The organism is Enterobacter sp. RIT418 (assembly GCF_003057745.1).
In the GTDB taxonomy this organism is placed as follows: domain Bacteria; phylum Pseudomonadota; class Gammaproteobacteria; order Enterobacterales; family Enterobacteriaceae; genus Enterobacter.
Genome location: NZ_QBJD02000012.1, coordinates 91,169 through 103,470, shown reverse-complemented (window position 1 = coordinate 103,470; position 12,302 = coordinate 91,169). Strand labels below are relative to the sequence as shown.

The window sequence follows — 12,302 nt, the reverse complement described above, 5'->3', positions numbered from 1 at the left end:
AGAAGAAGAAATAAACCTTAAGCGTGGCGCTTTTTTTAAAAACGCCAGCTCACTCCCGTCAGCAGCGCAAAGCTGTCGTCACGGTCAATCATCGGGCTGTTCTTCACGTCAGCAGGCAGCACGCTGTAGACCGCGCTGGCCGTCAGGAAAAGGCTCTGCGTAAGCTGGTACCTTGCGGTAAGGCCAACGTACGGGCTCCAGCCGTCGCCGGCAGAGTATTGATTCAGACCGCTGCGGCGAGATTCACTGCCCGACACGCCGTAGTAGTAATCGTTATAGCTGGCGTCACTGTAGAAAACCCCGGCGGAGGGGATCAGCGTCAGTCGCGCCATGCGGACGGGATGGAAATAAGACACCTCGCCAACCAGGCCGCCGCTCTCGTCCATCACATCGCCGGAAACGGCCACTTTCAGGCTTCCCCAGCGCTCATGGCGGTAGTAAGCGCCGCCCAAAAATGCGGAGGCCTTGCGCTCATCAAGCCGTTTCATCCGGGCGTCATCGTTATCATCCGGATCAAAGTGCAGCGGCATCCAGGAGGCGGTAAGGCTGATTTCGTTCTTATTGTCTTTCCACAAGATCCAGCCGCCCGTTGCCTGACGGATATAGAAGCTATTGCCTTCATAGCTTATTAATGGCACCGCCGTAGTATTTTTGTTATAGCCTTTGTAAGGAGACTCATTAAATACCGCCCCCGCACCCAGTGAAAATTCACCGGCCATTGCGGATGATGATGCAAATAACGCGGCAGCAATAAGAAAATTCTTTTTGATAATCATTCCATGCGATCCATTTAAACGCCAAGCGAGCGAGGCGAATAATAATGGTTACAAAATTATCAATGCAATGCCGCTATTTATATAATATTATATATAAAATCATATAGATGGGTTCTGATGATGAATAAGCTACAGTTAAAACCCCGTGAGCTAAAAATCATTTCCGTGATCGCCGCCACGCACAGCATCGGTGATGCCGCCGCATTTCTGGGAATGGCGCAGGCTAACGTCAGTAAATACCTGTCTGATTTTGAAACGCGTATCGGTCTAAAGGTTTTTGAGCGCACTACCCGGCATCTGGCGCTAACCCAGTTTGGCGAAGCATTACTCCCTTACGTTAATGCCGCACTTGATAAAAATAGCCTGCTCATAAATTTCATCGCAGATTATAAACATGAAAAACGCGGTAAAGTGACGATTTACGCTCCTACGGGGATCGTGAACTATCTTGCACGCCAGGTGATTCACCAGATTGAAGAAATCGGAGATATTCGCATTTCGTTAAAAACGTCCAATCTGGGGCGTAATGAGTTTTCTGAAGGCGCCCCATTTCCCGATGACTGCGATATATTAATTACCTACGCCCAGCCTAAAGACGAAAGCTTAGTTGCCAGCGTTTTAGCAAAATATTCCATCACGGCATTTGCGACAGCAGAATATTTAGAAAAGCATCCTATCAACTGCCCTGAAGAGTTAATTAACCATTCGTGTATCTTAATTGACTCAATGCTGGTGGATGATGCCAATATCTGGCGTTTTCACGATCGTGAAAGCGGAGAAATACATGATTACAGAGTGACCGGTAACTATATTTGCGACAACACCCAATCCGCGCTTGAACTGGCGAGAAATCATCTCGGTATCGTTTTTGCGCCAAAAGAAAGCCTGAAAAATGAGATTATAAGCGGCATGCTTATACCCTGCTTCCCGCATCAGGATGAGTGGTGGCTGGACCTCACGGCCATTTTTCGTAAACGTGAATACCAGCCCTGGCGCGTGCAGTACGTCCTTGACGGCATACTAAACTGCCTGCGCCAGCAGATAGCTCAGGCCGCACTCGGACGGCCCGAGCAGGAGAATTAAAACAGCCCCAGCGGTTTATCGGAATAGCTAACCAGCAGACATTTCGTTTGCTGGTAGTGTTCCAGCATCATCTTGTGCGTCTCTCGACCGATGCCTGACTGCTTATAACCACCAAACGCCGCGTGCGCCGGATAAGCGTGATAGCAGTTGGTCCATACGCGCCCGGCCTGGATGCCCCGCCCCATCTTATAGGCCTGGTTCCCGTTGCGGCTCCAAACGCCCGCCCCCAGGCCATACTGCGTATCGTTGGCAATCTCCAGCGCCTCGTCCATGGTTTTGAAGGTTGTGACGGCCAAAACCGGGCCGAAAATTTCCTCCTGGAAGACGCGCATTGAGTTTTGCCCGTACAAAATCGTTGGCTCCAGGTAGTATCCCTCCTGAAGATCGCCGCCCAGCACCTTCCGCCGCCCGCCGGTCAGCACGTCTGCGCCTTCCTTTTTGCCGATATCAATGTAGTTGAGGATGGTTTCTAGCTGTCCGTGCGAAACCTGCGCACCCATCTGCGTCACGCCGTCGAGCGGGTTGCCGCTGCGTATCGACTCAACCCGCCGAATTGCCCGCTCCATAAAGCGCTCATAAATGGATTCCTGAACCAGCGCGCGGCTAGGGCAGGTGCAGACTTCGCCCTGGTTAAAGGCAAACAGCGCAAACCCTTCCAGCGCTTTATCAAAGAAGGCATCTTCCTCATCCATCACGTCGGCAAAGAAGATATTCGGCGACTTCCCGCCCAGCTCCAGCGTGACGGGAATAATATTCTGCGTCGCATACTGCATGATCTGCTGGCCCACTTCCGTCGAGCCGGTAAACGCGATCTTGGCGATGCGCTTTGACGTCGCCAGATATTCTCCGATCTCGCCTCCCGCGCCGTTGACCACATTAATCACCCCCGGCGGGAGCAAGTCGCCAATGACCTCCATCAGCAGCAGCACCGACAGCGGCGTCAGCCGGGCGGGCTTCAGGACAACGCAGTTCCCGGCCGCCAGTGCGGGCGCCATTTTCCAGCTCGCCATCAGAAGCGGGAAATTCCACGGGATAATTTGCGCCACAACCCCGAGCGGCTCGTGAAAGTGATAGGCCACCGTTTCGCTATCCACCTCGCTGATCCCGCCCTCCTGCGCGCGAATGCAGGAGGCAAAATAGCGGAAGTGATCAATCGCCAGCGGGACATCCGCGGCCATCGTTTCCCGAATAGGCTTGCCGTTGTCCCACGTTTCCGCGGTCGCAAGAAGCTCCAGGTTTTGCTCCATCCGATCGGCAATTTTAAGCAGGATAGCGGCTCTGTCCTGAACGGAGGTGTGCGCCCACTTCTCTTTAACGCCGTGCGCCGCATCCAGCGCCAAATCGATATCACGCCTGCCCGAGCTGGCTATCTCGCACAGCGGCTGGCCGGTAACGGGCGTCAGGTTTGAATAGTATTCACCGTCAACGGGAGCTACCCAGCTGCCGCCGATAAAGTTGTCATAACGGGGTTTCAGCTTAAGCGGAAAGCCATATTCACCTGGCTGAATGCGCGATGAGGGAGGATTGTTGGTCATGACCGTCTCCATGCTGTGGGGATATAACAAGGGTAGTCACGGCTGGCTGTTTTCTCGCCAGCTAAAAACAGGTTTACGAGCTATATCACGGATTGCCGTTGTTTAACCCTCATGAAGCGAGCGGGGCATCACGCCCCGCCTCTTCACTGCCTGCCTTAGGGAAACAGCCGCGCGTCGCGAAGGATATGGTCATTGCCGCGACGGCGCGTAAAGCCGATGCGGTTAAAATATTCCAGGATCTGAATCGCCAGCTTTCGCCCCACGTTGAGCCGGTCGCGGAAGTCCGCCGCGCAGGTTGAACCACGCTCCCGATCCAGCTCGCGGATCAGGTTTGCAAACGCCACGATGCGATCGTTGCGGTAATAACGATCCTTCACGATCGCCACAATCAGCCCCTGCTGCGCCGCGTGCCGCAGCACCTGCCGCATTATCTGCTCGTCGGCGTGGATTTCGCGCGCCAGGTCGCGAACCCACCACGGCTCGTCGCCAAACAGCGGCGCCGCCTGTTGCCAGATAGCCTCCTGTTCGGCCGTGAAGCCGGCTTTGTGCTCCGGCAGGTGCAGCCAGCCGTGGTGGCTGCTAATCACGCCGCTCTCGCGCATGTTTTCAATCAGCAGCAGCACCAGCGCCTCGTCTTCCATAGGTAGCGCCATGCGCCGCAGGCGCTCGCGCCCCGGGCCTGGCTCATCCTGGTGCTGTTCGTGATAGGTGGCGAGCGTGCTGAGGATTTTGCGCTGCCAGCGCGCCGCGACGGGCGCACTCAGCAGGTTATACCCGGCCTGGATAAAGCCCGGCTCCTGCGTCAGCGCGCGCAGGCCTTCGCCGCTCAGCTGGCGCGCCCACGCGAAGTCGCCAAGGTTGACCGCGCCCCGCTCGAGGTGAACATTCAGCGCGGCTTTATCGTCCGCGGCCTGCGCGAGCGACGCCAGCCACTGGAGATACTCCGGCTTGCGCTTGCCGCGTCTCGGCGGGTTGAGCGCCACCACGCGGGCGCCAGCCAGCGTTTCCCGCGCGGAAATGTCGCGCAGCACCAGACGGTCGTTATCCGCAAGCCAGAGCGGGCTATCCAACACCAGCTCGGCAAGATCGTTTTCCAGCAGGGAGACGCGCCCGGTAATGTGGCTGGCCGCGTGGTGGATATGCAGCGGCTGCCATTGCGTCAGCGGGGTATGCGTTTGCAGGGAGACGATCACCCGCTCGGACGGCTCGGGCGGTGCGTCGGCCAGCAGCCAGTCGCCGCGGCTTAGCTGCTCTTTCTCCGCATCACCGGCGATGTTCAGGGCGATGCGCTGCCCCGCGTGGGCCTGTTCCGCGGGCTGGTTTTGCGCATGCAGGCCGCGCACGCGCATCGGCCTGTTGACGCCCGTCAGCCACAGCGTATCCCCCACCTTTACCTCACCGCTGAGGGCCGTCCCGGTGACCACAAGGCCCGCACCCTTAACGGTGAAGGCCCGATCGATAGCCAGGCGGAAGCGGAACTGCCCGGCCGGCTCGCGGGCGGGTAGCTGCAGCAGGTGCTGGCGAAGCGCGTCGATGCCGCGGCCCTGCGTCGCAACGGTGACGAAAAGCGGCGCATCGGCAAAGCCAAATTCATGCAGGGTCATCTGCACCGCGCTGCGCACCTCTTCAATACGGGAATCATCCACGCGATCGGCTTTGGTCAGCGCCACCGTCAGCTGCGGATTTCCGGTCAGCTGGAGTATGGCAAGGTGTTCGCGCGTTTGTGCCATCACGCCGTCATCGCACGCCACCACCAGCAGCGCATGGTCAATGCCGCCCACGCCTGCCAGCATATTAGCGAGAAACTTTTCGTGACCCGGCACGTCGATAAAGCCCAGCACGCGGCCATCGGGCTGCGGCCAGTAGGCATAGCCCAAATCGATGGTCATGCCGCGTTTCTTCTCTTCCGGCAGGCGGTCGGCATTCACGCCCGTGAGCGCCTGCAATAGCGTCGTTTTTCCGTGGTCGACGTGACCGGCGGTGGCAATGATCATTTCAACAGCATCTCCAGAAACCGCTTTTCATCTTCAAGACAACGTAAGTCCAGCCACAGGCGGCCATCGTAAATACGTCCAATGACCGGCACCGGCAGCGCGCGCCAGCGGGCCGATAGCGCCTCAAGCTGGCTCCCGCGCCCGTCGCGCGGCGTAAACGTGAGCGCCGCGCTGGGCAGCCGATCGACGGGGAGTGAGCCACTGCCGATCTGCGACTGGCACGGCTCTACGCGCACGTCAAAATCAGGGTAGAGGGGCGCAACCTGCGGCAGCAATAGCTCGCCCTGAGCGCGAATCGACGCCGCGTCGCGCGACAGCATACGCAGCGTTGGAAGGCGTTCAGCCAGCTTTTCCGGGTGCAGATAAAGCCGCAGCGTGGCTTCCAGCGCGGCGAGCGTCATTTTATCGGCGCGCAGCGCGCGCTTGAGCGGATGCTGCTGCAGCTGCGCAATCAGCGCGCGCTTGCCGACGATAATCCCCGCCTGCGGCCCGCCGAGGAGCTTGTCGCCGGAAAAACTCACCAGGCTCACGCCAGCGGCGATCATCTCCTGCGGCATCGGCTCTTTTGGCAGCCCGTACTGGCCTAAATCTACCAGCGAACCGCTGCCGAGATCGGCTATCACCGGCACGTCCAGCTCGCGTCCGATCGCGGCAAGCTCGGCCTCTTCAACCACTTTGGTGAAGCCTTCAATATGGTAATTGCTGGTATGTACCTTCATCAGCAGCGCGGTGTTTTCATTCACCGCCGCGCGATAATCTTTAGCGTGGGTGCGGTTCGTGGTGCCCACCTCGTGCAGGGTACATCCCGCCTGGCGCATCACGTCCGGAATGCGAAACGCTCCGCCGATCTCCACCAGCTCCCCGCGAGAAACAACGACCTCTTTACCGCTCGCCGTGGCGGCCAGCATCAGCAGCACGGCGGCGGCATTGTTGTTCACAATGCAGGCATCTTCCGCGCCGGTAAGCTGGCACAGGAGATCCGCCAGCGCGCGATCGCGGTGGCCGCGGCCCGCACCGTCAAGATCGTACTCCAGCGTAACCGGTGAACGCATGGCCTGCTCAACCGCCTCAACGGCTTCCTCAGCCTGCTGCGCGCGGCCCAGGTTGGTGTGCAGCACCGTACCGGTCAGGTTGATGACCGGGCGCAGCGCGCTTTGCGCATTCTCAACCAGCCTGTTCTCCACTTCCTGCCCCCACGCGCTGCACCAGTCGGGCAGCGCATTCTCCGCCTGAATATGCCGCCGGGCTTCGTCCTGAAGCAGGCGCAGCATCTCCACCGTCGCGGTATGGCCGAAACGCCCCAGCGCGCGGAGAATATCGGGCTGACGAAGCAGACGGTCGGTAGCAGGAATTTGGCTGTAGAGGGAATGATGAGTAGTCATGGAAACGCCCGGCGAGTAAATTTCACCCCCCTCCCGACGGGAGAGGGAGTTAGTATTGGGAGGGATTGTACAACCTCTCGCCGCGAAGTGTTATAACCCGAATCAAGCCTTTGGCGGTTCGGTGCGCGCAAAGCTCTCGCGCTGGAAGAGCGTTTCGGCAAGCTTCACCAGCAGCGGGCGCTCCACGCACCAGCCCGGAGAAACGCGGCGAAAATTGAGGTAGTCGATGGCGCAGGCAATCGCAATCGTCGCCAGATTTAGCTCATCGCTGCGAATTTTCCCGTGCTGTATCAGCTGCTCGCACATGTCCAGACTGCGGCTGATTTTTTCGCGCTGGCGCAGCAGCTCGGTTTCCGACTGCTGCGCGGCGGGCCTTGCCTGTTCGCGCACGGACGCAAGCGCGGCGTCCATAATGCCGTCGGCCAAGGCTTCGATCTGCTTCACGGCCAGCGCCGCTTTGGGCTCAGCGGGCACCATCGCCGGGGCGATGCCCAGCAGCTCGATGTACTCCGCAATAATCGGGGAATCAAACCAACACTCGCCATCGTCGGTGACCAGCGCAGGGACTTTTCCCAGCGGGTTATACCGCGCAACGCCGCTCTCCGCGCTGTAGGGCTGTTCATTCACAAACTCAAATTCGATCCCCTTCTCCAGCAGAAGAATCGAAATTTTACGCACGAAAGGGCTGGTATAGCTGCCGATGAGTTTCATTGCCTGCTCCAGGATGCCAACAAAGAGGTCAGTATGGATCATGCACAGAAAAATGGCAGGTAGCCGTATCGCATTCCCTGATTGCGGTAATGCGTTTGCCCGCGATCGCTCCCGGAAAGATCCGTATAAAAATATTTTGTGAAGATAGTCACAATACAGAAACAAACACCACACAATATAGTGTGATTGAAATCACAAAATGCCCTCCATCACGCCTGTTTTTTGCGCAACGATGATTTTTCATACGCCATATTTGTGATGGCGATCACTTCATTAACGTCCAGTCACCCTATATTTACGTGATTGAGATCACACAATTTTTCGCTGTCTGGACAGTTGAACGATTCAGTGCCAGATTTCACAGCATCAGAACAGGGCTCGGCTACCTCTGCCGCCGCACGTTAACAATAAACCTCGGGCCGCAGGCCTAAGCGTAAACAAAAGAAGGGGTGTTTTATGTCATCCGATTTCAAGATCAAAGTGCAAAGCTTTGGTCGCTTCCTCAGCAATATGGTGATGCCAAATATCGGCGCGTTTATCGCGTGGGGTATCATCACCGCGTTGTTCATTCCAACAGGGTGGTTGCCTAACGAAACGCTGGCGAAACTGGTTGGCCCAATGATTACCTATCTGCTGCCGCTGCTCATCGGTTATACCGGTGGTCGTCTGGTCGGCGGCGACCGCGGCGGCGTGGTCGGTGCAATCACCACCATGGGCGTGATCGTCGGTGCGGACATGCCGATGTTCCTCGGTGCGATGATTGCCGGCCCTCTGGGCGGCTGGGCAATTAAGAAGTTCGACGTTTGGGTTGACGGTAAGATCAAGTCCGGCTTCGAAATGCTGGTGAACAACTTCTCTGCGGGCATCATCGGGATGATCCTCGCGATTCTGGCGTTCCTCGGCATTGGCCCTGCGGTTGAAGTCCTGTCCAAAATTCTGGCGGCGGGCGTTAACTTCATGGTGGCACACGACATGCTGCCGCTGGCGTCTATCTTTGTTGAACCGGCGAAAATCCTGTTCCTCAATAACGCTATCAACCACGGCATCTTCTCGCCGCTGGGTATTCAGCAGTCACACGATCTCGGCAAGTCCATCTTCTTCCTGATTGAAGCGAACCCGGGTCCGGGTATGGGCGTACTGCTGGCGTACATGTTCTTCGGTCGCGGCAGCGCGAAGCAGTCTGCGGGCGGCGCGGCGATCATCCACTTCCTGGGCGGTATCCACGAAATTTACTTCCCTTACGTGCTGATGAACCCGCGTCTGATCCTGGCCGTTATCCTCGGCGGTATGACCGGCGTGTTCACCCTGAGCGTGCTGGGCGGCGGCCTGGTTTCTCCTGCGTCTCCGGGCTCCATCCTGGCGGTGCTGGCGATGACGCCGAAAGGCGCGTACTTCGCGAACATCGCGGCTATCTGTGCGGCAATGGCGGTCTCCTTCGTTGTTTCGGCCATCCTGCTGAAAACCAGCAAGGTGAAAGAAGACGACGACATTGAAGCGGCAACCCGCCGTATGCAGGACATGAAAGCAGAGTCCAAAGGCGCGACTCCGCTGGCGGCTGGCGAAGTATCCAACGACCTGAGCCACGTACGTAAAATCATCGTTGCCTGCGACGCCGGTATGGGCTCCAGCGCAATGGGTGCAGGCGTGCTGCGTAAGAAAGTGCAGGACGCGGGCCTGACCAACATCTCCGTCACCAACAGCGCGATAAACAGCCTGCCGCCGGACGTTGACCTGGTGATTACCCACCGCGATCTGACCGAGCGCGCCATGCGTCAGGTACCTCAGGCGCAGCACATCTCGCTGACCAACTTCCTCGACAGCGGCCTGTACTCCAGCCTGACCGAGCGCCTGGTTGCCGCGCAGCGTCACGAAGACAATGAAGTAAAAGTGCGTACCAGCCTGCAGGACAGCTTTGACGAGAGCAATGCGCACCTGTTCAGACTCGGCGCGGAAAATATCTTCCTTGGCCGTACCGCTGCCACGAAAGAGGAAGCCATTCGCTTCGCGGGTGAGCAGCTGGTTGCAGGCGGCTACGTTCAGCCGGAATACGTTGAAGCAATGCTGGAACGTGAAAAACTGACGCCAACCTACCTCGGCGAATCCATTGCGGTTCCGCACGGTACGGTTGAAGCGAAAGACCGCGTGTTGAAAACCGGCGTCGTGTTCTGCCAGTATCCGCAGGGCGTTCGCTTCGGTGAAGAAGAAGACGATATTGCCCGCCTGGTGATTGGTATCGCCGCTCGCAACAACGAGCATATCCAGGTGATTACCAGCCTGACCAACGCCCTGGACGACGAGTCCGTTATTGAGCGTCTGGCCAACACCACCAGCGTGGAAGAAGTTCTGGCACTGCTTAACAAATAACAGCGCCTCTTCCCTCTCCCCCCGGGGAGAGGGCTAGGGTGAGGGGGAGAAAGCTCCTCACCCCAGCCCTCTCGGGTAAAAACATTGATGAAGGTTAATACTATGAAAGCATTACATTTTGGCGCAGGTAATATCGGTCGTGGCTTTATCGGCAAACTGCTGGCAGACGCGGGCATTACGCTGACGTTCGCCGACGTGAACCAGGTGGTGCTCGACGCCCTGAATGCCCGTCATAGCTATCAGGTTCACGTGGTGGGTGAAAACGAGCAGGTTGAAACCGTATCCGGCGTAAACGCCGTCAGCAGCATCGGCGATGACGTGGTCGACCTGATCGCAACCGTCGATCTGGTCACGACCGCCGTCGGTCCAGTAGTGCTTGAGCGCATCGCCCCTGCCGTGGCAAAAGGCCTGGCAAAGCGTAAAGCGCAGGGCAATGACGCCTCGCTAAACATTATCGCCTGCGAAAACATGGTACGCGGTACCACGCAGCTGAAAGGCCACGTGATGGCCGCCGTCGCGGACGAAGATAAAGCCTGGGTCGAAGAACACGTTGGGTTTGTGGATTCCGCCGTGGACCGCATCGTGCCGCCGTCCGAATCGGCGACCAACGACCCGCTGGAAGTGACCGTGGAAACCTTCAGCGAATGGATTGTCGACAAAACCCAGTTTAAAGGCGCGCTGCCGACCATTCCGGGAATGGAACTGACCGATAACCTGATGGCATTTGTCGAACGCAAACTCTTCACCCTGAACACCGGGCATGCTATAACCGCGTACCTCGGAAAATTAGCCGGTCATCAGACCATCCGTGACGCGATTCTCGATGAGAAAATCCGCGCCGTGGTAAAAGGGGCGATGGAAGAGAGCGGCGCGGTGCTGATCAAACGCTACGGTTTTGATGCTGACAAACATGCGGCATACATTCAGAAAATCCTCGGTCGTTTTGAAAATCCGTACCTGAAAGATGACGTTGAGCGCGTTGGCCGCCAGCCGCTGCGTAAGCTGAGCGCGGGCGATCGCCTGATTAAACCACTGCTGGGCACGCTGGAATATGGCCTGCCGCATGCCAACCTGGTGAAAGGCATTGCCGCTGCGATGCACTACCGCAGCGAACAGGACCCGCAGGCGCAAGAGCTGGCCCAGATGATTGGCGATGACGGTCCACAGGCTGCGCTGGCGCAGGTTTCCGGTCTTGACCCAAACAGTAACGTGGTTGTGGAGGCGGTTAAAGCATACAACGCCACCAAATGATGCAGAATGCGGCGCAGGAGATCCTGCGCCCTAATTACAGATTGTCAGATATGCAGGCAATAATGGAACAAACCCAGGCCTTTGAAAATCGTGTGCTTGAACGTCTGAATGCTGGCAAAACCGTACGAAGCTTCCTGATTGCCGCCGTCGAGCTACTGACCGAGGCGGTGAACATCCTGGTGCTTCAGGTATTTCGCAAAGACGACTACGCCGTGAAATATGCCGTTGAGCCGCTGTTGGACGGAGACGGACCGCTGGGCGATTTATCCGTCCGCCTGAAGCTGATCTACGGTCTTGGCGTGCTGAGCAGGCCGGAGTATGAAGACGCCGAGCTGCTGATGGCGCTGCGCGAAGAGTTAAATCACGACGGTAATGAATACGCGTTTACCGACGATGAAATTCTCGGTCCGTTCGGCGAGCTGCACTGCGTTTCCGCGCTGCCGCCCGCGCCCCATTTTGATAACAGCGATCCTGAGCTGTATGCGATGCAGAGGCTGCGTTATCAACAGGTTGTCCGTTCAACGATGGTCCTTTCCCTGACTGAGCTGATTTCACGAATCAGCTTAAAAAAAGCGTTTCAGAAGTAAGCCTGCGCGCATTGGTGTATCCTTCCTGTAAATTCCCCCGATTTAGAGTCATTTGTCATGAAAGAAGTCGAAAAGAACGAAATTAAACGCCTGAGCGACCGTCTGGATCTGATCCGTCACCAGATGGCGGGTCTGTCACTGGTCGATTCCGCCGAGAAGTACGCCGAGCTGGAGAAAGAGAGCGAGAAGCTTGAAGCGGAAATCGAGCGCCTGCGCGAAGTGAAAGGCCAGAAGCTGAGCAAAGAAGCGCAAAAGCTGATGAGTATGCCGCACCGCCGCGCAATCACCAAAAAAGAGCAGGCCGACATGGGCAAGCTGAAGAAAAGCGTCCGTGGTCTGGTGGTGGTTCACCCGATGACCGAGCTTGGCCGCGAAATGGGCCTGAAAGAGATGACGGGCTTTTGTAAGACGACGTTCTGATAATTTAATTTAGAGTAATATTCCTGAGGCTCATATATTCACAACATAAATATATGAGCCTTTTATTTTAATCATCAATTAAAGATATATTATATTTAATTGGGCATTATTAGTAGACCGATTCACATTCATTACGCATCAGAGTAAAGTAGAGATTCATCTTTCACGAATATAAATAACACACGGTCTGCCTATGAAT

10 protein-coding genes are annotated in these 12,302 nt (G+C 57.0%); 5 read left to right on the top strand and 5 right to left on the bottom strand.

From position 1 onward, the window contains the following. Positions 1–35: 35 nt before the first annotated feature. Positions 36–776, bottom strand: coding sequence for a MipA/OmpV family protein (locus DBY73_RS15220; RefSeq protein ID WP_112011930.1), 741 nt, complete (start codon positions 774–776; stop codon positions 36–38). Between the two features lie 117 nt (positions 777–893). Here DBY73_RS15220 and DBY73_RS15215 point away from each other — a divergent pair, with 117 nt between their 5' ends. Then, entirely contained in the window at positions 894–1,859 is a 966-nt protein-coding gene (locus DBY73_RS15215) for a LysR family transcriptional regulator (RefSeq protein WP_112011929.1), read from the top strand. On the opposite strand, the gene DBY73_RS15210 is transcribed toward DBY73_RS15215, so the two are convergent. The 4 genes from DBY73_RS15210 to DBY73_RS15195 form a co-directional block, all read right to left on the bottom strand. Beyond that, entirely contained in the window at positions 1,856–3,394 is a 1,539-nt protein-coding gene (locus DBY73_RS15210) for an aldehyde dehydrogenase family protein (RefSeq protein WP_112011928.1), read from the bottom strand. The two genes, DBY73_RS15215 and DBY73_RS15210, sit on opposite strands and share 4 nt — an antisense overlap. Positions 3,395–3,549: 155 nt before the next feature. Continuing rightward, positions 3,550–5,388, bottom strand: coding sequence for a selenocysteine-specific translation elongation factor (gene selB, locus DBY73_RS15205; RefSeq protein WP_112011927.1), 1,839 nt, complete (start codon positions 5,386–5,388; stop codon positions 3,550–3,552). After that, on the bottom strand, positions 5,385–6,770 hold the full coding sequence (selA, locus tag DBY73_RS15200) for an L-seryl-tRNA(Sec) selenium transferase (RefSeq protein WP_112011926.1): 1,386 nt from the start codon (positions 6,768–6,770) through the stop codon (positions 5,385–5,387). Before selA ends, selB begins: the two co-directional genes overlap by 4 nt. 102 nt (positions 6,771–6,872) lie before the next feature. Further along, the gene (locus tag DBY73_RS15195) at positions 6,873–7,481 is read right to left on the bottom strand and encodes a glutathione S-transferase (RefSeq protein ID WP_112011966.1); all 609 of its coding nucleotides are present in this window, start codon (positions 7,479–7,481) and stop codon (positions 6,873–6,875) included. Between the two features lie 456 nt (positions 7,482–7,937). On the opposite strand from DBY73_RS15195, the gene DBY73_RS15190 reads away from it, so the two are divergent. From DBY73_RS15190 to DBY73_RS15175, 4 genes are all read left to right on the top strand, one after another. Beyond that, on the top strand, positions 7,938–9,845 hold the full coding sequence (locus DBY73_RS15190) for a PTS mannitol transporter subunit IICBA (RefSeq protein ID WP_112011925.1): 1,908 nt from the start codon (positions 7,938–7,940) through the stop codon (positions 9,843–9,845). 102 nt (positions 9,846–9,947) lie between these two features. After that, the gene (gene mtlD, locus DBY73_RS15185; protein ID WP_112011924.1) at positions 9,948–11,096 is read left to right on the top strand and encodes a mannitol-1-phosphate 5-dehydrogenase; all 1,149 of its coding nucleotides are present in this window, start codon (positions 9,948–9,950) and stop codon (positions 11,094–11,096) included. Then, a complete protein-coding gene (mtlR, locus tag DBY73_RS15180; protein ID WP_112011923.1) occupies positions 11,093–11,683 on the top strand; it encodes a mannitol operon repressor MtlR in 591 nt (196 codons plus the stop codon). The genes mtlD and mtlR overlap by 4 nt, the downstream gene beginning before the upstream one ends. A gap of 57 nt (positions 11,684–11,740) precedes the next feature. Continuing rightward, positions 11,741–12,103 (top strand): YibL family ribosome-associated protein, encoded by a 363-nt coding sequence (locus tag DBY73_RS15175; RefSeq protein WP_112011922.1) that lies wholly within the window; start codon positions 11,741–11,743, stop codon positions 12,101–12,103. Positions 12,104–12,302 lie beyond the last annotated feature (199 nt).

Excerpts from the sequence above, each read along its gene's own strand:
- DBY73_RS15220 (WP_112011930.1), bottom strand. The coding sequence starts at position 776 with ATGATTATCAAAAAGAATTTTCTTATTGCTGCCGCGTTATTTGCATCA.
- DBY73_RS15215 (WP_112011929.1), top strand. The coding sequence starts at position 894 with ATGATGAATAAGCTACAGTTAAAACCCCGTGAGCTAAAAATCATTTCC.
- DBY73_RS15210 (WP_112011928.1), bottom strand. The coding sequence starts at position 3,394 with ATGACCAACAATCCTCCCTCATCGCGCATTCAGCCAGGTGAATATGGC.
- selB (WP_112011927.1), bottom strand. The coding sequence starts at position 5,388 with ATGATCATTGCCACCGCCGGTCACGTCGACCACGGAAAAACGACGCTA.
- selA (WP_112011926.1), bottom strand. The coding sequence starts at position 6,770 with ATGACTACTCATCATTCCCTCTACAGCCAAATTCCTGCTACCGACCGT.
- DBY73_RS15195 (WP_112011966.1), bottom strand. The coding sequence starts at position 7,481 with ATGAAACTCATCGGCAGCTATACCAGCCCTTTCGTGCGTAAAATTTCG.
- DBY73_RS15190 (WP_112011925.1), top strand. The coding sequence starts at position 7,938 with ATGTCATCCGATTTCAAGATCAAAGTGCAAAGCTTTGGTCGCTTCCTC.
- mtlD (WP_112011924.1), top strand. The coding sequence starts at position 9,948 with ATGAAAGCATTACATTTTGGCGCAGGTAATATCGGTCGTGGCTTTATC.
- mtlR (WP_112011923.1), top strand. The coding sequence starts at position 11,093 with ATGATGCAGAATGCGGCGCAGGAGATCCTGCGCCCTAATTACAGATTG.
- DBY73_RS15175 (WP_112011922.1), top strand. The coding sequence starts at position 11,741 with ATGAAAGAAGTCGAAAAGAACGAAATTAAACGCCTGAGCGACCGTCTG.